The 21,727-nt window shown below is 40.2% G+C and carries 21 protein-coding genes and 3 pseudogenes; 13 read left to right on the top strand and 11 right to left on the bottom strand.

The genetic code is table 11. From position 1 onward, the window contains the following. Nucleotides 1–7 precede the first annotated feature (7 nt). The 4 genes from PGLA_RS13695 to PGLA_RS13680 are packed head-to-tail and all read left to right on the top strand — an operon-like array spanning nt 8 to nt 4,473. The gene (locus tag PGLA_RS13695; protein ID WP_068533608.1) at nt 8–637 is read left to right on the top strand and encodes a hypothetical protein; all 630 of its coding nucleotides are present in this window, start codon (nt 8–10) and stop codon (nt 635–637) included. Nucleotides 638–670: 33 nt separating this feature from the next. After that, nucleotides 671–1,141 carry a DUF4280 domain-containing protein gene (locus tag PGLA_RS13690; RefSeq protein WP_068533606.1) on the top strand — a complete coding sequence of 157 codons (471 nt, stop codon included), beginning with the start codon at nt 671–673 and terminating at the stop codon, nt 1,139–1,141. A 25-nt stretch (nt 1,142–1,166) separates the two neighbouring features. Continuing rightward, on the top strand, nt 1,167–3,998 hold the full coding sequence (locus PGLA_RS13685) for an EndoU domain-containing protein (RefSeq protein ID WP_068533605.1): 2,832 nt from the start codon (nt 1,167–1,169) through the stop codon (nt 3,996–3,998). Nucleotides 3,999–4,017: 19 nt separating this feature from the next. After that, a complete protein-coding gene (locus PGLA_RS13680) occupies nt 4,018–4,473 on the top strand; it encodes a hypothetical protein (RefSeq protein WP_068533603.1) in 456 nt (151 codons plus the stop codon). 302 nt (nt 4,474–4,775) lie between these two features. Here PGLA_RS13680 and PGLA_RS13675 read toward each other — a convergent pair. Then, a pseudogene (locus PGLA_RS13675) lies at nt 4,776–5,180 on the bottom strand (IS3 family transposase); the annotation flags it as partial. 106 nt (nt 5,181–5,286) lie between these two features. On the opposite strand from PGLA_RS13675, the gene PGLA_RS13670 reads away from it, so the two are divergent. The 7 genes from PGLA_RS13670 to PGLA_RS27440 all read left to right on the top strand — a co-directional run bounded on the left by PGLA_RS13670 (nt 5,287) and on the right by PGLA_RS27440 (nt 12,456). Further along, complete coding sequence (locus PGLA_RS13670) at nt 5,287–7,830, top strand: CdiA C-terminal domain-containing protein (RefSeq protein WP_161487903.1); 2,544 nt, start codon at nt 5,287–5,289, stop codon at nt 7,828–7,830. Nucleotides 7,831–7,871: 41 nt separating this feature from the next. Next, the gene (locus PGLA_RS13665) at nt 7,872–8,351 is read left to right on the top strand and encodes a SitI3 family protein (RefSeq protein WP_068533601.1); all 480 of its coding nucleotides are present in this window, start codon (nt 7,872–7,874) and stop codon (nt 8,349–8,351) included. A gap of 628 nt (nt 8,352–8,979) precedes the next feature. Then, the gene (locus tag PGLA_RS28015; protein WP_084411069.1) at nt 8,980–10,008 is read left to right on the top strand and encodes a hypothetical protein; all 1,029 of its coding nucleotides are present in this window, start codon (nt 8,980–8,982) and stop codon (nt 10,006–10,008) included. Between the two features lie 8 nt (nt 10,009–10,016). Then, nucleotides 10,017–11,306, top strand: a complete 1,290-nt coding sequence (locus PGLA_RS29570) for a CdiA C-terminal domain-containing protein (RefSeq protein ID WP_161487900.1) — start codon at nt 10,017–10,019, stop codon at nt 11,304–11,306. A gap of 6 nt (nt 11,307–11,312) precedes the next feature. Continuing rightward, nucleotides 11,313–11,786 (top strand): hypothetical protein, encoded by a 474-nt coding sequence (locus PGLA_RS13650; RefSeq protein WP_068533599.1) that lies wholly within the window; start codon nt 11,313–11,315, stop codon nt 11,784–11,786. Between the two features lie 286 nt (nt 11,787–12,072). Continuing rightward, nucleotides 12,073–12,258 carry a hypothetical protein gene (locus PGLA_RS28005; RefSeq protein WP_161487899.1) on the top strand — a complete coding sequence of 62 codons (186 nt, stop codon included), beginning with the start codon at nt 12,073–12,075 and terminating at the stop codon, nt 12,256–12,258. Beyond that, complete coding sequence (locus tag PGLA_RS27440) at nt 12,259–12,456, top strand: hypothetical protein (protein ID WP_145939553.1); 198 nt, start codon at nt 12,259–12,261, stop codon at nt 12,454–12,456. Nucleotides 12,457–13,278: 822 nt separating this feature from the next. Here PGLA_RS27440 and PGLA_RS13645 read toward each other — a convergent pair. The 5 genes from PGLA_RS13645 to PGLA_RS13630 form a co-directional block, all read right to left on the bottom strand. After that, the gene (locus PGLA_RS13645) at nt 13,279–13,905 is read right to left on the bottom strand and encodes a pentapeptide repeat-containing protein (RefSeq protein WP_068533597.1); all 627 of its coding nucleotides are present in this window, start codon (nt 13,903–13,905) and stop codon (nt 13,279–13,281) included. 128 nt (nt 13,906–14,033) lie between these two features. After that, nucleotides 14,034–14,225, bottom strand: a complete 192-nt coding sequence (locus tag PGLA_RS27435) for a hypothetical protein (protein WP_145939552.1) — start codon at nt 14,223–14,225, stop codon at nt 14,034–14,036. Nucleotides 14,226–14,477: 252 nt separating this feature from the next. Beyond that, entirely contained in the window at nt 14,478–14,987 is a 510-nt protein-coding gene (locus PGLA_RS13635) for an SMI1/KNR4 family protein (protein ID WP_425415383.1), read from the bottom strand. A 30-nt stretch (nt 14,988–15,017) separates the two neighbouring features. After that, entirely contained in the window at nt 15,018–15,230 is a 213-nt protein-coding gene (locus PGLA_RS29925) for an HNH/ENDO VII family nuclease (RefSeq protein ID WP_084411067.1), read from the bottom strand. A gap of 27 nt (nt 15,231–15,257) precedes the next feature. Then, nucleotides 15,258–16,382 carry a glucosaminidase domain-containing protein gene (locus PGLA_RS13630; RefSeq protein ID WP_068533593.1) on the bottom strand — a complete coding sequence of 375 codons (1,125 nt, stop codon included), beginning with the start codon at nt 16,380–16,382 and terminating at the stop codon, nt 15,258–15,260. A gap of 243 nt (nt 16,383–16,625) precedes the next feature. Between PGLA_RS13630 and PGLA_RS13625 the strand changes: the two genes are divergently transcribed. Together PGLA_RS13625 and PGLA_RS13620 are read left to right on the top strand one after the other, a co-directional pair. Continuing rightward, nucleotides 16,626–16,826, top strand: coding sequence for a DUF3311 domain-containing protein (locus PGLA_RS13625; protein WP_068533590.1), 201 nt, complete (start codon nt 16,626–16,628; stop codon nt 16,824–16,826). Continuing rightward, complete coding sequence (locus tag PGLA_RS13620; RefSeq protein ID WP_068533588.1) at nt 16,823–18,286, top strand: sodium:solute symporter family protein; 1,464 nt, start codon at nt 16,823–16,825, stop codon at nt 18,284–18,286. Before PGLA_RS13625 ends, PGLA_RS13620 begins: the two co-directional genes overlap by 4 nt. A gap of 216 nt (nt 18,287–18,502) precedes the next feature. Here the strand turns inward: PGLA_RS13620 and PGLA_RS13615 are convergent, their stop codons facing one another. From PGLA_RS13615 to PGLA_RS28970, 5 genes and pseudogenes are all read right to left on the bottom strand, one after another. After that, nucleotides 18,503–19,072: a GNAT family N-acetyltransferase gene (locus tag PGLA_RS13615; protein ID WP_068533683.1), complete on the bottom strand. Its 570-nt coding sequence runs from the start codon at nt 19,070–19,072 to the stop codon at nt 18,503–18,505. Nucleotides 19,073–19,351: 279 nt separating this feature from the next. Continuing rightward, nucleotides 19,352–19,879 (bottom strand): annotated as a pseudogene (locus PGLA_RS28975) (aminoglycoside phosphotransferase family protein); the annotation flags it as partial. A 115-nt stretch (nt 19,880–19,994) separates the two neighbouring features. After that, entirely contained in the window at nt 19,995–20,627 is a 633-nt protein-coding gene (locus PGLA_RS13610) for a helix-turn-helix domain-containing protein (RefSeq protein WP_068533586.1), read from the bottom strand. A 202-nt stretch (nt 20,628–20,829) separates the two neighbouring features. Beyond that, the gene (locus PGLA_RS13605; RefSeq protein WP_068533584.1) at nt 20,830–21,114 is read right to left on the bottom strand and encodes a site-specific integrase; all 285 of its coding nucleotides are present in this window, start codon (nt 21,112–21,114) and stop codon (nt 20,830–20,832) included. A gap of 412 nt (nt 21,115–21,526) precedes the next feature. Continuing rightward, nucleotides 21,527–21,727 (bottom strand): annotated as a pseudogene (locus PGLA_RS28970) (SDR family NAD(P)-dependent oxidoreductase); the annotation flags it as partial.

Here is a 21,727-nt window from a genome sequence, read left to right as displayed (position 1 = left end):
CTAGACCTTGACGGAGCACTGGGACGAATTTTTTTTGAAGCTGCATAACCAACAAACTTTGAAAGAGCAATTAGATGTGGCAGAAAACGATGAAAACTGGATGATGTTATCCATAGATGAGGCTATAGAGGGGATCTCGAAAGGCTTATTGACACTGCCGGATGGACAGGAAATTCAGTTACAGACCCTCTATGTCTTCGAGAATCAACTCGCGATGTCCCTTCCAAGTTCTCTGATTGCAGAAGCTCGGGCTAGGAAGGCCAAAGACCAGCCGGGCAGTTATGTGGTTCAAGACAAATCTAACGGAATCTTGTTCGGCCTTCACCAGACCAAGCAAGAACTACATCCTACGCAAGTGGAACTATATCTACAACAGGTTATAGAGCAAACGAGTCGTTTACAATCGGAAATGAAGCTGGTAGACCAAAAAATTATTCACATTCAGGGGGCTGCTTTCGGCTGTTATGAATCTCTTTTTGTGGCCACCCCCTTTCCTTATTACCAGATTACCTTTGTCTTCTCTTGGCGTGAAAAAGCTTGTATCGGGAGCTGTCAATTTAAGCTCGAAGATGCTCCTTTATGGTATCCGTTGACCTATGCCATGTTACATACAGCCAATTGGTCGGCGCATGCCTAATGTTATATACCCTTTATCTAAGGAGGTACTTACATGCTGTTACCTATACTCATTCGCGCATTGGCTCAAGGCGCACTCAGTGGAGAACATTCCTATGTGGTAAGAGGAGCCACATTACAATGCAGTCAAGGTACAGCCCCCGGCGTACTCAATACCATGTACAGCCATGGGATCTACATTAAAGATAAACCCGTGGTGAACGTGGACGATGCCATTTGCGGGGCCAATATTAGCAAAATCAATGCTTTTGGTTTGTGTAAATTGAAGCAAGGGCTCCCTTGCGAACCTGAGATTGCGTTTGGGTCCAAATGGACAGGCGGAAAAGAGGATGTGTTGATCGAGGGTGCACCCGCCCTACTCACTAACTCTACCTTAATGTGTAGCTGTACAGGTGTACAAGGCGTTGTGTCTTCGTATCTGGGTGTAGATAACTTCATAACTTCTGCCTTAGAACCCAGTAGCGGCGGTATCATTTCCATTATCGATGACGGACAGGATGGTTGATTTCAATTAGCAAGGAGATTAAGGAATGAGCATCGTAGCGAAAGATCGCTTTACCTATCAGCATCTACATGTCATCTGGCCCTATGGCAACTTACGTCTTCAACAGATTAAGCTGCGCCATGAGCTTGGAGAACACGCAGAATTGCTGATCTCGGGTAGTATTGAAGCCGAGCAAGCAGACACCTTGATAGCCCAAGGAAGCCATGACGACGATATCGAACTATGGTATACAAATGACAAAGGTCAGAAGCATCCTTTATTTTTTGGGCAACTGTACTGTATAGATATACAGCACATGCATCAAGAGATCGTGGTTACCCTCGACGTCATTTCCCACAGCTTCAAGCTAGATACGCAGCTCAAAAACCGTTCCTTTCAACACATTAACCAGAAATATGTGGAGATTGTGGACGCGGTACTAGCCGATTATAAAGGATCAGATAAGTCGGATGAAGCTTTTGAGAAAAAAGAGACAGGTCAATTCATGATGCAGTATCAAGAGACCGACTGGACCTTTTTAAAACGTTTGGCTTCCCATGTGGGAGCCCTACTCGTCCCTAATGTGATAGCACACCGTGTACAAATTTGGATTGGTATTCCACAGGCACGGCAGCACATTCAATTAAAAGATGTTCCATTTACATTGCGGCGCACGATCGCCCCCTATTTGGATCAGGAGGCCAATGGTTGGAAATCCGCCAACATTGAAGATTATACTCGATATACCTTTGAATGGGATCATATGCTACAACTGGGGGATGAGGTCAAGCGCAATCATGAAACCTATATCATCATCAAGCGTGAAGGTCAGATGATTCGTGGCTTGATGACCTGGTCGTATGAATGCGCATTGTCGGCGGGGTTGAAGGTCCCTAAGATATATAATCAAACCATCATCGGTGCCGCGATTGAAGGGAGAATACTGGAGGTTAGTCGCAATCAGGTTCGATTACATTTGGATATGGATGATCAGCAGAAACCCAAGGATGCTCAGTGGTTCCCCTATTCAGCCGAAGGTAATCAGGTCTGGTATCTGATGCCAGAAAAAGGCGCTCAGGTCAAGCTGTATTTCCCAAGTGCAGACGAAGATGATGCTATGGTCGTACAATCTGTGCGCACAAAACCATCTGGCGCTGCGGTCTCTTCATCTCATGCAACTCAAGGTGTTGTGATCGAATCACCTGCAGAGCGTCACCAACGTAAAACAGCCGATCCCGGAGTCAAGTCCTTTGCAAATCCGCAGGGAAAAGAGATTTCATTGGGGACCTCTGAACTGTCGATGAGCGCTAAGGAAGGGTCATTATATATCTCCATGAACACCCATCACGGCGTAAGTCTGAACAGTACCCAACATATACAGATTCAAGCCACAGGCAGCCTTAGTCTCTCTGCCGGAAGTATCATGCTTCAGGCAACTGACGGTTTGCACCTCAATACAACAACCGATACGCTGGATCTGGATCAGGAAGTCAACAGCCTTAGCTCTGAAATACAACTTAAAGCTTCGCTCCATCAATACTATCCCGAACCCCTTTTATCCGATTTTGAGAAGCAAGTCGCTGAACAGGGAATAAAAAAGGTTATGGGAAGTATCGCTCTCAATAATGTAGGTGAAACGCTACAGGGAGAATGGGACGCATCTGTTGATTTTGTCAAAGGTATGTGGGACTTTGTTGTCGATGTAGCAGACTTCGGGGTCATGGTCACCACACCTATGATCATGCCTGGTAACGTCACCGGCAAAGGTTTTCTGGAACGGAACGAGACTTTGGAGGGCGTGAAGCAGGCCGGAGGATATGCATGGGATACCGTGACTTTCCAAAAGTCAGGACAAGAGCTCCTGAATGATGGAAAAAAAGCATGGGATGGCATAACAGATCCTTTCGTCAAAAAGTGGGACAACTTCATTCCTAATCCACTAACGGATACGAAGCAAGAAAGTTACGATGCGGGATATGACAGCATAAAAGCCATTGAACGTGGAGTGGATGTAATTTCGGTCGTCAAGGGATCCGCCAAGCTCGCTAAAGACTTAGGAAAGGTTGGAAAAAAAGAAGCCTCTCTGTCTAAAGGACACAAAGATGTGGAGGAACAAAACGGAGGAAAAAGCGGTTCCCCTGCATTATTGGGGGAAACAGCGAAAGCGGACTCCGCTCTAGCCAAGGCTGGGGATGGAAAATTCAAAACCAATGCCATCCGTCTCCCGACCAATCTCGAATCCTTGGAGAGTTTCTTACAAAGTGTAGCTAAAAAGATGAATATTCGTGTAACTAAAGGGTCCCCCATCCCTGCAACCGCTGGCGGACATTGGAGTTTTCATAATCAGGGTCCCAAACCTCATACGTCTAAAGGTTCAAGTGCACATATTTCGCCGGAGAGACAAAAGCAAATAGATGCGTTAGAATCAGGAGAGTATACGGGTAAGAGTTCTAAGGGGACGGGTAATGTTAGTTGGAAACTCGATGATTTAAATAATACAGATGCTTTCAAAAAAGGAACGACGAGTAACGCATTAAATCATATTTTTGAGGGTGAAATTATAAAGGGTCAAGCAGTTGGATTTCATTATGAAGGTATGCCAAATAGTAAAGGAAAAGTTATTGGAAATGTTGATCCTCCTAATGAGCATGGTGTGTATAGAGCCAATATAGAGGTGGATGGAATACTAAAAAAAGCGAAGACTACTTTCTTTCCGAAAGATTGGACACCACAACAAGTAGTTGACGAAATAAATATAGCTTTCAATAACAAAGTTGTTTACAAGAATAATAGATATAGAGGGACTGCTAGTACAGGAATGACTATTGAATTTGTTATAAAAAACGGAAAAATTACATCGGCATATCCGTTGTACTAAGAAGATGGGAGTTAACAACATGATTAAATATTTGTATACAACTGAATATAAAGAAGATTTTAATGAAGTTATTTTGGATTTTGGTATAGATCAATCATTGAAGAATGGTTATCTGATCAGTAATTCTTTGGGCTCGGATGTTTTTGGAGACTTCGCTACTATCAAGGAAGAAATTAGGGGGTTGCTTACACTATTAGAAGGGAAAGTAACTTTATATGAGGGTGGGGGGAATGTAAACTTAATAAAATCTGACAAGCATTTTACAACCCTTGAAGATATTTTTGCTGAAGAAGACGAAGAAGATAGTATATGTAAAATTGAGACGTTAGAATATGTAAAGATAATATTGGTCTGGGCAAAAGAAAATTTTCAGTATAAAAGCCAGCGGGGCGTTATATTAAGAGAAGAAGCGGAATTAGTAGTAGACTGGATAAACAAAAAATGTGTTGAGCTGTATGAATTTGAGAGTCAGTAAGGTAGACTATTTTACAATTTAGTTATAGCCAAAATATGAATAAGCCGCTGTTATTGCGCCTTGTTTCTATCTCGGTTGTTGATGAATAGACCCCAGCCAGTGCCGAATGAGTCGGACGGTTGAGTCCAAGTAGACTTAACCAATGTAATACCCGTATAAAGATTTCGTCATTTTGTTTGTACGCACATCAGATGCTCAAATTATATAACCTAAATAACGCTATTGCGTTTCATTGAACAGGTCGATTATGGTCAGATACTACCATGATGAAGTGACCCCATAAAGTTAGACAGGTTATTTTGTTAGGCAGCTATTTGGGAATGAGTTCGGTATTGTACCGGACTCATTCCTTTTAATTTTGCCTTGATTCGTTTGTGATTGTAGTAGTCAATATATTTTTCGAGTTCTTGTTTAAAGTGTTCTACACTCTCGAATGACTTTAAATATAGGAACTCTGATTTCATAATACCTAAAAATTTTTCTATCACTGCATTGTCGTAACAATTGCCTTTACGAGACATGCTTTGCGTAATTCCGTACTTATTTAGCGTGTGACGATACTGCTTCATCTGGTAATGCCAACCTCGATCTGAATGCATTAGAAGTTTATCTTCGTCTGTTAATCGTTCAAATGCTTTCTCTAACATCTCTGAAACTAGTGAGTACGTAGGTCTAGCACCTAGTGTATACGTAATAATCTCCCCATTTGAATTTTAATTCATCCGTATACTTTTGAAATATTTGTCCTTTTTTAGCCAAAAAATATCCCCTCCAAGTTCACTCTTATCCACATGATAACATGCGGTTTTTTGTGTGAATAAATATTCAATGCGTACCCGTTCCTTTCAACACATTAACCAGAAATATGTGGAGATTGTGGACGCGGTACTAGCCGATTATAAAGGATCAGATAAGTCAGATGAAGCTTTTGAGAAAAAAGAGACAGGTCAATTCATGATGCAGTATCAAGAGACCGATTGGACCTTTTTAAAACGTTTGGCTTCCCATGTGGGAGCCCTACTCGTCCCTAATGTGATAGCACACCATGTACAAATTTGGATTGGTATTCCACAGGCACGGCAGCACATTCAATTAAAAGATGTTCCATTTACATTGCGGCGCACGATCGCCCCCTATTTGGATCAGGAGGCAAATGGTTGGAAATCCGCCAGCATTGAAGATTATACTCGATATACCTTTGAATGGGATCATATGCTACAACTGGGGGATGAGGTCAAGCGCAATCATGAAACCTATATCATCACCAAGCGTGAAGGTCAGATGATTCGTGGCTTGATGACCTGGTCGTATGAATGCGCATTGTCGGCGGGGTTGAAGGTCCCTAAGATATATAATCAAACCATCATCGGTGCCGCGATTGAAGGGAGAATACTGGAGGTTAGTCGCAATCAGGTTCGATTACATTTGGATATGGATGATCAGCAGAAACCCAAGGATGCCCAGTGGTTCCCCTATTCAGCCGAAGGTAATCAGGTCTGGTATCTGATGCCAGAAAAAGGCGCTCAGGTCAAGCTGTACTTCCCAAGTGCAGACGAAGATGATGCTATGGTCGTACAATCTGTGCGCACAAAACCATCTGGCGCTGCGGTCTCTTCATCTCATGCAACTCAAGGTGTTGTGATCGAATCACCTGCAGAGCGTCACCAACGTAAAACAGCCGATCCCGGAGTCAAATCCTTTGCAAATCCGCAGGGAAAAGAGATTTCATTGGGGACCTCCGAACTGTCGATGAGCGCTAAGGAAGGGTCATTATATATCTCCATGAACACCCATCACGGCGTAAGTCTGAACAGTACCCAACATATACAGATTCAAGCCACGGGTACCTTAGTCTCTATCCTGCTTCAGGCAACTGACGGTTTGCACCTCAATACAACAACCGATACGCTGGATCTGGATCAGGAAGTCAACAGCCTTAGCTCTGAAATACAACTTAAAGCTTCGCTCCATCAATACTATCCCGAACCCCTTTTATCCGATTTTGAGAAGCAAGTCGCTGAACAGGGAATAAAAAAGGTTATGGGAAGTATCGCTCTCAATAATGTAGGTGAAACGCTGAAGGGAGAATGGGACGCATCTGTTGATTTTGTCAAAGGTATGTGGGACTTTGTTGTCGATGTAGCAGACTTCGGGGTCATGGTCACCACGCCTATGATCATGCCTGGTAACGTCACCGGCAAAGGTTTTCTGGAACGGAACGAGACTTTGGAGGGCGTGAAGCAGGCCGGAGGATATGCATGGGATACCGTGACTTTCCAAAAGTCAGGACAAGAGCTCATGAATGATGGAAAAAAAGCATGGGATGGCATAACAGATCCTTTCGTCAAAAAGTGGGACAACTTCATTCCTAATCCACTGACGGATACGAAGCAAGAAAGTTATGATGCGGGATATGACAGCATAAAAGCCATTGAACGTGGAGTAGATGTAATTACGGTCGTCAAGGGATCCGCCAAGCTCGCTAAAGATTTAGGAAAGCTTAGTAAAAAAGAAGCCTCTCTGTCTAAAGGACACAAAGATGTAGAGGAACAAAACGCGGGGAAAAATGGTTCCCCTGGATTATTGGGGGACACAGCGAAAGCGGACTCCGCTCTAGCCAAGGCTGGGGACGGGAAATTCAAAACTAATGCCATCCGTCTCCCGACCAATCTCGAATCCTTGGAGAGTTTCTTACAAAGTATAGCTAAAAAGATGAATATTCGTGTAACTAAAAGGCCCCCCATCCCTGCAACCGCTGGCGGACATTGGAGTTTCCATGATCAGGGTCCCAAACCTCATACGTCTAAAGGTTCAAGTGGACATATTTCGCCGGAGAGACAAAAGCAAATAGATGCGTTAGAATCAGGAGAGTATACGGGTAAGAGTTCTAAGGGGACGGGTGATGTTCCTATGTTAAGCACAACTTTGCCAAGTAGAGTGCCTGATCCAAACGCTATTCCAAGGGGAAATCCGGCAAAAATAAGACCTCAAGATGATCTAGCAACTAAACGTGGACGAACTAGAGAGAATGAAGCCGCAAAAATACTAGCGAAACATGGCTATGATATTGAACAAAGTCCTAATATACCTAATACGGGTAAAAATCCGGATTTTCTTATCGAAAATAAAGTTTTTGATTGTTTTTCACCCGATAAAGGCAAATCTCCACGAAACATAGGATCAAAAGTGCAAGAAAAAGTAGATTCTAACCAAGCCAGTAGGATTGTTTTGAATCTTGCTGATTGGGAAGGCTATATAAATGCTTTAAAAAAGCAATTTGTAGATTACCCTGTAAAAGGATTAGAAGAAATAATTGTAATTTCCAAAGAGGGGAAAGCAATAAATTTCTATCCATAATGAAAAGTGTAAAGTGTATTTTATTAGACCAAGGAGGAACTATGGCTACAGAATATTCTCTCAAAATGGAAGATGAAACTCTGACAAAAGAAATTCTTATTAATGAAATGGAAATATTAGGGTATAATTGTAAAGAGATAATTACCTTACAAAAAGGTATTCAAATCGCTGATCTTTTCAATGAAATAGGTTTTTATATATTTTTGATGGATACATCTGATTCATTATTTGGGTGGGAATCAGAGTTTTTAGAAAATGATTTTAAAAATAAACAAGGATTAGTTTTCAGGTTAAATAACGATTATGATACGGAAAAAGCTGTTGTGAATATGTTTGCAATAATTTTTAATTTATTGAATCGTACTAACACAAATGTGCTGCTTTTGTTAAATGATGTAGAGATTCTATATAGAGAGAATGGTGATTTTTACATTAATAATAAATTTGGTTACTGGGATAATGAGAGCTATCATCGATTCATTGAGAAACTAAATTATAAAACCCTAAAACCAGTCGAGTGAAATTTCACATATTAAATCGTCAATTTAACTAATAACAGATGTAACCAATGTAGAACGCCACTATGCGAGTTATTCACCCGTATTGTGGTCTTTTTTACTTCAGCGTTGTAGGAAGCTAATGAATAGACCTCACCCAGTGCCGAATAAACCCTTCATTCATTTAATAAATAACACACTTAGCCCATGTAATACCGATACAAACATTTCATTATTTACATGTACGTACACAAAATGCTTGAAAAGTATAACCTAATTAACGCTAAAGAGTTACATAAAACAGGTCGATTATGGTCAGATACCACCATGATTGACCTGTTTTTTGTTATGTTCGTTTTCTCCCGATTTTTTCAAAATATAATCGCAACTGCAGAATACTTTGAAACGATATTGAAGGTGGGAAAGACATGAATCGTAACAAACGATTAGGATGGGACGACTACTATAGTAAAAACGGTAGACAAAGACGTTTACTTGTTCGCAACTTAACTAACCGTAGTAGCAGATATTATTTTGTGAGAGAATGACCAGTCAACATATACAGGTAAGGATACGTTTTAGGCTAGCCACCTTGCCCTCTAATATAGTCCGAAATTCGTTAAAAAACTATGCCGGAGAAATCAATTCTTATTTGTCCGATACCCTGCTCGTCCCTAATGTGATGGCACACCGTGTACAAATTTGGATTGGTATTCCACAGGCACGGCAGCACATTCAATTAAAAGATGTTCCATTTACATTGCGGCGCACGATCGCCCCCTATTTGGATCAGGAGGCAAATGGTTGGAAATCCGCCAACATTGAAGATTATACTCGATATACCTTTGAATGGGATTATATGCTACAACTGGGGGATGAGGTCAAGCGCAATCATGAAACCTATATCATCACCAAGCGTGAAGGTCAGATGATTCGTGGCTTGATGACCTGGTCATATGAATGCGCCTTATCGGCGGGGTTGAAGGTCCCTAAGATATATAATCAAACCATCATCGGTGCCGCGATTGAAGGGAGAATACTGGAGGTTAGTCGCAATCAGGTTCGATTACATTTGGACATGGATGATCAGCAGAAACCCAAGGATGCCCAGTGGTTCCCCTATTCAGCCGAAGGTAATCAGGTCTGGTATCTGATGCCAGAAAAAGGCGCTCAGGTCAAGCTGTATTTCCCAAGTGCAGACGAAGATGATGCTATGGTCGTACAATCTGTGCGCACAAAACCATCTGGCGCTGCGGTCTCTTCATCTCATGCAACTCAAGGTGTTGTGATCGAATCACCTGCAGAGCGTCACCAACGTAAAACAGCCGATCCCGGAGTCAAATCCTTTGCAAATCCGCAGGGAAAAGAGATTTCATTGGGGACCTCCGAACTGTCGATGAGCGCTAAGGAAGGGTCATTATATATCTCCATGAACACCCATCACGGCGTAAGTCTGAACAGTACCCAACTCAAGCCACAGGCAGCCTTAGTCTCTCTGCCGGAAGTATCCTGCTTCAGGCAACTGACGGTTTGCACCTCAATACAACAACCGATACGCTGGATCTGGATCAGGAAGTCAACAGCCTTAGCTCTGAAATACAACTTAAAGCTTCGCTCCATCAATACTATCCCGAACCCCTTTTATCCGATTTTGAGAAGCAAGTCGCTGAACAGGGAATAAAAAAGGTTATGGGAGGTATCGCTCTCAATAATGTAGGTGAAACGCTGAAGGGAGAATGGGACGCATCTGTTGATTTTGTCAAAGGTATGTGGGACTTTGTTGTCGATGTAGCAGACTTCGGGGTCATGGTCACCACGCCTATGATCATGCCTGGTAACGTCACCGGCAAAGGTTTTCTGGAACGAAACGAGACTTTGGAGGGCGTGAAGCAGGCCGGAGGATATGCATGGGATACCGTGACCTTTCAAAAGTCGGGACAAGAGCTCCTGAATGATGGAAAAAAAGCATGGGATGGCATAACAGATCCTTTCGTCAAAAAGTGGGACAACTTCATTCCTAATCCACTGACAGATACGAAGCAAGAAAGTTATGATGCGGGATATGACAGCATAAAAGCCATTGAACGTGGAGTAGATGTAATTACGGTCGTCAAGGGAACCGCCAAGCTCGCTAAAGATTTAGGAAAGCTTAGTAAAAAAGAAGCTTCTCTGTCTAAAGGACACAAAGATGTGGAGGAACAAAATGCGGGGAAAAGCGGTTCCCCTGGATTATTGGGGGAAACAGCAAAAGCGGACTCCGCTCTAGCCAAGGCTGGGGATGGAAAATTCAAAACCAATGCCATCCGTCTCCCGACCAATCTCGAATCCTTGGAGAGTTTCTTACAAAGTGTAGCTAAAAAGATGAATATTCGTGTAACTAAAGGGTCCCCCATCCCTGCAACCGCTGGCGGACATTGGAGTTTTCATAATCAGGGTCCCAAACCTCATACGTCTAAAGGTTCAAGTGCACATATTTCGCCGGAGAGACAAAAGCAAATAGATGCGTTAGAATCAGGAGAGTATACGGGTAAGAGTTCTAAGGGGACGGGTAATAGTGGAGCTAAACCAAAAGGGAATTACACTAAAGGTGATTCATATGGTGTTAAGAAAGAGAATGAAACAGCAGATATCTTTGCAGATCAGGGATATGACATTGAAATGTTAGATGAAGTAAATGGTGGAAATGGACGTGGTATAAAGGACACATCAAATCCAGATTTTCTAATTGAAGATGAAGTATTTGACTGTTACGCACCTACAATAGATACAAATGTGGACAATATTTTAAGAAATATTAGAACAAAGACAAAATCACAGGCAGAGAGAATTGTACTTAATTTAGATGGTTTCACTTCAGAAAAAATAACTGAGATCACTGAAGGGGTTCTAAGGAAAGCTAATCCAAACGGAGATTTAAAGAAATTACAAGAATTGTTAATTGTGGTTGATGGTAAAATCACACGGATATTTGGGGGATAGATATGCATGGATTTTGAATTGTTTTTAGAATCTAATTTGAGTTGCAAATCATTGGCAGAAGTTATTGAAAAAATAATAATCAACATTTTGAACGAAAAGGTATCGATTCACAATGATGAAGAAGAAATAGTTATCGGAACTGAATACTTTTCATTGGCTCTTGAACTTGAGGATATTTCTGACATAAATTTTGTTAGAAACCATTATGACTTAGATGTTAATATTTGCATTAGGGGTCAGTTATTTGGTAACACCTTTTATCAAGGACTAGAATCTTTGTTTAAAGTTATGGGGAAGTTTATAAAACAATGTGGTGGGAATCTGTTGCTTTTAGAAAATGGTTCAGATCAGCTACTTAGAAAAGAGAATGGCCAGTTAATTGTCAATAGTGATTTGGATCAATACCAGATAAAGTACTTAACCCCAAGTCTACTTAGTTTACTTGATCATTCTTATATCGAAGAAAAATTGAAAAAATAGGGTATTTCATCCGACTTTAACGGGGCTACCCAGTGCCGAATGAACTCATCATTAAACCAATAACACATATAACTCATGTAATACCCGTATAAAGATTTAGTCAATTTTCTTGTACGTACAGTAATACTTGAATAGTATAACCAATTAACGCTAAAGCGTTACATAGAACAAGTCGATTATGGTCAGATACCACCATGATTGACCTGTTTTTTGTTATCTTCGTTTTCTTGCGGTTTTTTCAAATTTATTCGCAACTGTAGATTATATACGATTTCCGAAAGAATACGTGAATATTGTGCTAAATCATGATGGCTCAGTACCTTATATAATAGATCTAAGTGGCGAAGCAATTACGGGTATTATAGAGGAACCGGGAAAATTAACATGGTCTATACAACTATTATCATTAATAGAAAAAGAAGTTCAATTGGAGAAGTTATTTCTCCAATTGAACTGGCACATGACACTCTAAGTGAGGCGTTTACCGGAAAATATATTCCCCTTTGCTATTAATGGAGCTGGTGATAAATTTTTATTTGATTATCGAGAAGGTGAAATAACAGAAGAGGAATTGGAAGAAAAATCACTTGAAGAATGGCAAAGTGAAACATTAGATTTTGTATGCAAATCATTTACAGCCTTTCTTGGTCTAATTTCTCCTAGGAAGTAGAAGGAAATATTCTTAAAGCTATGTCCTTAGCTGGTAACATAAATGGGTTAACTTAGTTGTATAATTTCGGAAGCGGATTATCTTTGATTTTGATACGGTATTGAAATCCTCTTTCCCCCACCGTCATCCTGACTCAGTAGAAGTGACAGATTCGTTTATGGAACTCATTGAAGAAGCCCCAGTATACGTCTGTAAAGTCAATGACAATACGGTCAATAGATACAGTGACCCCTTTCATGCTTAGCCTCCAACCGAAATTTTTTTAACGAATTTCGGACTATATTAGAGGGCAAGGCTGCTAGCCTGAAACGTCACCTTACCTGTTTATGTCAATTGGTCGTCACCAGATTCCTCCTTACACAATAAACATCGCTACATATGTTCAGATTGTTGCGGAGCAAAATAAAAATTCTTCTAAGTCCCTTTACCAGTGTTCGTCGGGCTATGTCGTTTTAGAGTTGCGGAATTCTCCTTCTCGCCCTCCCTATTGGGGCGGCGTATGCTACAGTTGCGTTTATTTAAAAAAACTGTAAAAAACGAACATAACAAAAACAGGTCAATCATGGTGGTATCTGACCATATTCGACCTGTTTGACTTAACGACATTACGTTATTTAGGCTATACTATTCATTTTGTGTACGTACATGTAAATAATGAAATGTTTGTGCGGTATTACATGGGTTACGTGTGTTATTTATTAAATGAATGAATGAAGGGTTCATTCGGCACTGGGTGGGATCTATTCCATAGTCACGTCACCATGCCAAAGCTGAGTGAAAAAACTCAAAACAGATGGCTAGCTCACAGGTAATCTATTCATTTTATATTTGTTCATCTGTTGAGCAGTTGTTTATTATCCACTGTACAGCTTCTTCACCTTCAATTAGGATCGGGATTTCTGGTGTACCAATATTAATACTTTTAATAAAAGCATCCTCTAATCCTTTAATACCTGATAATTTTGCTCCTTTTAGTAGAACTCCTTTAAATGATGAAGAACTAACATCTACATTTTTCAATGTTGCTTCACGGAAATCCGTAAGATATAAGGAACAAGATATTAATTTTGCATTCGTTAGATCCGCCTTGATAAAAATCGCTTCAGAACAATCACTTTTAGCATATCTTGCATTCTTAACATTTGCATTAGTAAAATCTACATACGATACATCCGCTTTATAAAAATCAGCATTTTCTAAATTTGTAGTTATAAATGTTGAGGAACATATTAATGATGAATGCATATCCTTTCCATATAAGTTCATACCGTCAAATGTACATGCAGTCAAATAAGCTTGATCTAATGGATACTTTATTAAGTCTATGTCTATATTACAAAAGTCAACTTCATCAAAACCTAATTTATTTCCTTCTTTTCCAAGTGTGTCTATCCAAAGTTGATGCGATTCCAATTGATGAATAATTTCTTCTTTATTATATGCTGTCATTGGTTCTCTCCCATTCTGGGTACCATATAATCTGATCCGAAATTCCTGCCTCTTTAATCGCCTCTTTTAGCAGATTAACATGTTCCGGAATTAGCTCTCTCTTATCAATAATTACATTATGACCACGATCAAATTCCTCTGAGATTTTTTCTTTCTTTTTTAACTGTAAATGCTCCTTTTTTAGGAGGACCATGAGGGTAAGACTCAAAACTTTTTATATCCCACTTTATGCCTGTTGTTCCATCGATAAATTCTGCACCTTTATCTGTATTAGGATCTCTCGTTATTTCTTCTAATTTCCCTTTATTTTCTAAATCCAACCCTATTTCTCGTTCCTTAATACCTTGCTCTTCGATTCTAAAGCATGAGAAGGATCTCTTGCTAAGTCATCTAATTCATCTAATTCATTTTGACTTCTTCCACCGGTATAACCCGTCCCCTAAGTTGTGATCTTAAACTGGGGAATAAAGAAGGTGGTCACTGTTTTACAATTACCATCCATTATATCAGCTTGCTTGGCGTTCTGTTAGCGTAGCCGCCGCTATGTACGGCGTTTTGTTCTTCATCATGGTTCAGTGTGTTATTGGTTGAATGATGGATTCATTCGGCACTGGGTAGCCCCCACCTACTAACCCCTTAAAAGTCTTCATCCCAGTTCTCTTTAGCTTCACTGAGTCTATCGGATAAGAAATCATAAAAGTTGTCTGCTCGTTTCCCACTGAATCCTGCCACTCTATCCCATGAAATAATTGGACATTCACCATCCAATAAATTCCTTGTATCAAGACAATAAAAAAATTCTTCACAATTTTCAATGACAATGTATTCAGGTGGTAGTCCGAGATTACGAAGTCTTTCAGTATTGATACTACAGAAGGAATTGATGATTTCCCACAACCTAGTGTATCTACACCAAACAATCCACCCGAACCATAGTTTTTCAGAAACCAGTTGTAGCTTTGCGGAAACTCAACCTTTAGTTCACTTTCAATTTTTTCGATGTTCTCATCGGAGATTCCACCAGTAAAATCAGTATCGTCAGAGTGTTCTTGAATAAAAGCAATCAATTCGTCACGTTCCAATTTCTACCCCTCCTGAAAAAACAAATTAGCTTACTCTTTCCCTTTAAGTTGTTTGGCTCTCCGTCTCCAGTACTTTGACCTGAAATTGTTGTACTGTTTTTCTAATGCAGGATTATTCCTAAAACTACCACCGTTTTCCCATCGATGACGATACTGCAAGTGTAAGTAAGGCAAAAAAAACGTATTTAAAACACTACAAATAGGAGGTGTTATAAATACGCTTTTCAGGTTATGTGATCCCATCCAAATGAGTTATTCCTCGAAATAACCCTACTTTGGCCACTCAAAAGATTCATCCTTAACCTCTCGCTTCAACTCATCGAAGAACCAAGTGACTCCCTTCCACCAATTCGGATCCTCCGCATAGGTTCGGTTTAACCATTGGATCGGGTGACTTCCCCCTGGTCGCTTACTGCTAATATTAGCTACCGTCTTGGCTGCAATGGAAGCTGAACGTGCAATCGTAGTATTGTAGCTCTCCCAACTGCCAAATACGTTAAACGGATTATTCGCTATTTCTTCTACCTGTGTATGAGCTTTTGAAACGAAGCCTTGCTCTTGTCCAGTGATGGCAAACAGCAATAGAGGGTGAACATCGTATTTCTTTCCAGCTTCCACAATCTCAGACAAATACGGTTCCTCGGCTAAAATGGAGTTCTTAGCACGTAAATATTGCTGCAAACGCTTCTTATCTATAGAAACATATTTGAGTTCCGTAGGGATTCCTGCGACTGCTTGCGATTCCAAGTTATCATGAATTCTGTGTTCCTGTACATTCATTATAGCGGTATTTATTGCGGGTGCAGATGATTGTTGATCTAGTGAAAAGACCAATATAAACATGAGTCCAACTGCAAAGAAACACGCTATTGCAATAGATTCCCTTCGAGTAAACCATGCTTTGTTCCAGTATGGAACGAAGGGCTCACTAGCAACTGCAATCTCATCACAGACACTCAAATCAGGTTGATCCCATTCCCGCTCCAAAGCTTGAAGTGAGATTGTAGGCACCACTTGCTGCGACCACCGATGAAGGATATCTCGCACCACTTCTTCCTGTAGGGGAAGTGCCGATTTGTTGCATGTCCATACGGCTAAGGGCGCTAAGATATCCTCTTCACTCAAATCCAAAGACATACAATGTTGAAGCACATCATCGGCATGAATGACTAGAGAGTCTCTATGCTTCTTCAGAAGTTCATGACATACTTCCTTCTTTACCTCATCTGGAAAAGAAGGAAGACGACCCTCAATAATACGATGAACCGCATCGGCTAATATGGATGCCCGTTGCTTCGGCTCAAGACCCAAGTGCTTGCGTTCAATATATTGTTTCAACCGTACAATTTCTCCAGCAGATAAAACATACTTTTGCATTCCTTTATCCCAGCCCATCCTGATGTTCAGTTAGAGAACTATTCCTCCATGGACTTCATTCCACATCCAAGCTGGAATTTCCTTCTTGATGTATGAGTAAATCAAATATCGAAAACCGAAGCTAAAGTTAAAATATGCTACCGAAAATTTATATTTTATAAGAAAATAGTGTAAGGTAATATATATTGACGCTTAATTCACCTTCGAAAAGAAGGTGCTGTCGCAATGAATGACTTTTTTAATTAGACCGGAGGTTTTTGTGTGAAGATTGTTTATATCCTTTCTCTAGTTCCTTTCATAGGTATATTAGGGCTTCTTCCTTTTGTTAACCGAATCGAACCTTATGTACTAGGAATGCCCTTTTATATGTTCTGGATGGCGATGTGGGTGGTCCTTACGTCCGTTATCTTGGGTATCATGTATAAGTTGGACCCCCGCAATCGAGAAGGTGACCCGGAATGAACATTGCCCTCCTCATTATTTTAGGATTTTTACTGTTGTCTATTTGGTTAGGGATTCGATCTACGAAAGGAAAAGACATGAATTTGGAACAATGGACAGTTGGCGGTCGTGGTTTCGGTGCTATCTTCGTCTTTCTGTTAATGGCTGGAGAAATTTATACGACCTTTTCCTTTCTTGGCGGCAGTGGTTGGGCTTATGGCAAGGGTGCACCCGCTTTATACGTCCTTATTTACATTACTTTGTCTTATGTAGTGTCATATTGGTTACTTCCGGAAATATGGGCATATGCCAAGAAAAATAATCTAATGTCTCAATCTGATTTCTTTGTAAGTAAATATAAGAGCCCATTTCTTGGAATACTGGCAGCGCTTGTCGGTGTAGTGTCAATGATTCCTGTCATTGTCGTGCAGCTTAAAGGGTTAGGGATTATTGTTTCCGAAGCATCTTATGGCGCAATATCCATATCTACCGCGGTGTGGATGGGAGCCATTAGCCTTACCATCTATGTTATGCTCTCTGGAATACACGGCTCAGCTTGGATAGCAGTCATTAAAGATATCCTGATGATCGTCATCATTGCGTTCTTAGGTATTTATTTCCCGATTCATTACTTTGGTGGTTTGCAACCCATGTTTGAAGCCATTAATGCAGCTAAGCCTGGGTTTCTGAAGCTTCCTGAACAGGGGCTTAGTGTTTCGTGGTTTATCTCGACGGTAATATTACTCGTATGTGGTTTTTACATGTGGCCCCAAGTATTCAGTGCAGTCTATTCGGCGCGCAGTGGGAAAGTATTTCGAAAAAATGCCATTATCAGCCCGCTATATACACTCATGTTATTGTTTGTATTTTTTGTAGGATTTACAGCCATATTGAAGGTGCCTGGACTGGAAGGTGCAGATGCAGATCTCTCCTTGCTGCGTCTTTCTATCGAGACCTTTGATCCATGGTTTATAGGCATAATCGGTGGAGCTGGAGTGCTGACCGCATTAGTACCTGGATCCATGCTTTTAATGAGTGTTGCAACACTGCTTGCCAAAAACGTCTATAAAGAATTTGTACCCGCTGTATCCGATCAGAACGTCGTACGAATAGCAAAGTCCCTCGTTCCTGTTATTGCACTTATAGCAGTCTACTTTACATTAAAAGGCGGCGAAACGCTGTCTGCATTAATTCTCATGGGATATAGCCTAATCACACAGCTATTTCCATCTCTTCTCTTTAGTCTCACCAAGAACAATGTGATCCATAAATATGGTGCAATCGCCGGTATCATCTGCGGACTTGCCATCGTAGCCTATATTACGCTCAGTCATTCAACCATAGGGACCTTGTTTCCGTCCTTACCTCAGGCAGCGAAAGATTTGAATGTTGGAATCATTGCACTGTCGATCAATACTTTGGTTATGATTACGGTAAGTCTCACGGTTAGAAAGCTCACGGTTCGTAGATCTATGAGGTAAAGGAATATCTACTTCAAAAAATAGAGTGACTGCAGGAAATTTACTTATTGCCACATTACCGTTTCCGTTATCAATAATGATGACTATGAATTCATCTGAAAAGCTGACTCCTGTTCAGCATTTTCAGATGAAAATAGTTTTTTTACTAATTACTATTTTCCAAAATGGCCTTAACGAGTATTCACCAATTTGATAACGTCGAGGCAGTTTAATCGATCATTTTACATAGTCTTCTTTTAAAAAACTGTATATTTCCAGATCGATGACGCCCTTGCCTGACCATATTGTTGCTTGTCTTAGTGTGCCCTCTTTGACGAAGCCGTTCTTCAATAACACCTTCTTTGAAGGCTCATTTGCTGGCATGACTTCAGCCTGTATTCTATTAACGTTGACATCCGTAAACAAGAAATCCAATAACATACTAACCGCTTCAGTAGCAATTCCTCTTCCCCAATGCGCTTCTGCCAAAAAGTAGCCAATTGAGACCATGTTTACCTTGAGATTGAAATCGAGCACTTCGATAATACCAAGCAATATATCACTTTCACTATTGGAGAAGATCCCCCACTTGACCCTGGACCTTTTATTATAGTCTCTCTCAAAATGCCCTATCATATTCTTTACAGTGTCTCTATTGTGTTTGGGTATAATGCCGCAGTATTCAAATACAGTGTCATTGCTATAAATCTGATAAACTTCATCAAGATGATGATCTTCCATCTTCTTCAATACCAAATCATCCGACATCAGGATAGGAAACTGCTCAAATATGGCTTCTAAGTTCATTCCGTCACCGCCCCATATTTTCTTTTTTATCGAAATATCCCAAAACTCCAACTCTTTTAAGAATGGATTGTTTGTTATTAAACCTTTTACCCTCTCTATTGTATTAGGTCGTTTGGGTACACCACCGTTTCTATTAAGCAATATCCACCTGAGACAAGCCAACGCTTCAAAAACTTCAAGTTCTTTCTGCTGAATATCATTTTCCAATAGATAAGCGGAACGAAACACATGTGCATGTCCATACGAAATGTATATTTTTTGTAGTGTAAGCGACCATGCAAAATCATATCTGGAATCCCCTAATTGTCCGTTCGTCCAATCTATTACGGTATATCGATCATTTCCCTCTACAATGTTTCCCAAATGAAAATCACCATGAATGATGTGATCTCGCTTTATTTGAATGATTTGAACCAGAGAAATTAATGCACTATTTAAGTCATTGTGTTCCTTTACTCCAGGAAAAAAGTAATCAATGAAATCGTACTTGGGAAGATGTATATTTCCTATCTCTTCTACGTTGATTTGATGAATTTTTGATAATATGTTCGCAATATCTATCATTTTCTTTTCTTTCAATTTATTAACGGGCGTCCCGTCAAAGGTAGTTAACAACACCTTTTCCCCGTTTGGATTTAACCCCCAGCCCACAGGCTTAGAGACTGATAATCCTCGTTCAAAAAGGACATTCAATAAATAAAATTGAAAACTAACATCAGGTTCGGAACTCTTATTCCATACTTTCAATACAAAACTCTCAAGATCTGAACTTATCTTCATAACTTCAGCTTCAAACCCATGATCCATTGGATGCGTGGTTAAGGTGTTCTCTTGATTTAATAATTCATCCATCTTTTCATTTTTTTCTACCCAATCCACGATACCTATAGAGGTTACCAATAAGAATCTTCCTTCCATACGATTATCTATATCTTTTTTTGATCGGTATGTATAAATCGACTTTACATTTCCCTTCCTTATCCTTCGCAGGATCATTCATACAGAATTCAAGGCATGGTCTATCGTCGGCATCATACTCACTACTCGGCAACCATAGGCTGAATACGCTTTGGTACGCCACTTCATAATCTGGAAGCTCTTTGATTGTTATCATGTTGTCCCACGCTCTTATTAAGAGCTGATTATTCCTATTTCTATTGTAATCCTCAAGAGGAGCTAACTCTTCTTGCTTATTGCTATATTCTAATGAAAAATTGCTATTCTTCCTTCCGCTATATCTAACGTCACTTGGAGTTGTGCCGTAGTGTCTCTTGAAGAGCGCATTGAAGGTTGACACCGATTCGAAACCGCATTGATTCGATATTTCTACAATGGGCTTGTTGGTTTCACCCAACAGATAAACAGCTTTTTGTAATCGCTCTTGATTTACAAATGCGACCGGGGTGACCCCGATTATAGATGTAAATATTCTTGTGAAATGATATTTCGAGAAATTTGAAACGCCGGCCAATATATCGAGAGTGAGTTTCTGATTACTATTGTCCTCTATGTATTTAATTACGTTATCCATTCTTTCCTTATATTCATTATTCATTTAGTCTAACTCCCCAATTACCAATTGTATATTATACCCAAATTATACATCGTAGATGACAAGAAGTTGATCCGATAATTGACAAGAAAATGATCCCATTCCCGATTCCCTTTCAATCATATCACACACAAAGAATTAGCCACTTTAGAAAATTGGCTATTTTTTTGATGTGAACTCACTACTTTATACAAAAAAGCACGTTTCAATGATTATTTTCAAGCTTCAATTTATGTGTAATTTTAGCATAGGTCATGGTCATTTCTGAAGTGACATTGGCTAACAACTGGTGTACTTGTACCATGTTTAACCCATTCTTTGTTAGATTGATTCCAAAACGATGTCGAAATGCATAGACCGTGAAATGAAAATACTCACCCTTTTCATCCACAATATTCACTCGCTCAGCAAACCGATCAAAGTGTCTTAGTACGGAAATTTGAAGAAGTAGTCGAACAGCTAAATAATATTTAAAGGAATACGCTAACAAGTATTCCTTTTTTCAATAAAATGAAGATCCATATTTTATGTAGTAATTTCTATAAAATATATGAACAAACGTCTTTATTGTATCGCTTCAAATTTCACTCATGGTCGAGCGGTGGAAGTGCTAGCGAGGTTGCAGACTAATTTACTGTGAACCGTGTCACAAATGAATAAGGACCTTTAATAATAGCCAGTTATCAACACTCTCTACTGCCCGTTACTTCAATAACAGCCCAATAATTAGCATAGGTGGCATTAGAATAAAATACTTCTTGTTATACACGTTCATCCCCTCCCTTCTTCAGCATATTCTGTCAGTTCAATGGAAAAGAGAAGCTGCCACGTAGCAAGCTCCTCTTGAGATCGGAACAAAATGCTGCCAACGGCACAAATTTCAAAATAGGTGGACTCCGCCTCTACCTGAAATTTTCTACACACTCATGCAAAAAGGCGTCTAGCGTGCGCGGCTCTCTGCCGAGCAAGCGCTTCACAGTGTCATTTGGACTTTCTGGCACCACCGTAGACATGGTTTGAATTTCCACAACGTGGTTCGCGAGCCAAGGAGGCATATGCCCGTTCTCTATAAGATTGCGGAATAGTACTTGGGGTTCCATGTT

This window comes from Paenibacillus glacialis (assembly GCF_001637205.1).
GTDB lineage: Bacteria > Bacillota > Bacilli > Paenibacillales > Paenibacillaceae > Paenibacillus_AQ > Paenibacillus_AQ glacialis.
This window is presented reverse-complemented; position numbering and strand designations above follow the sequence as displayed.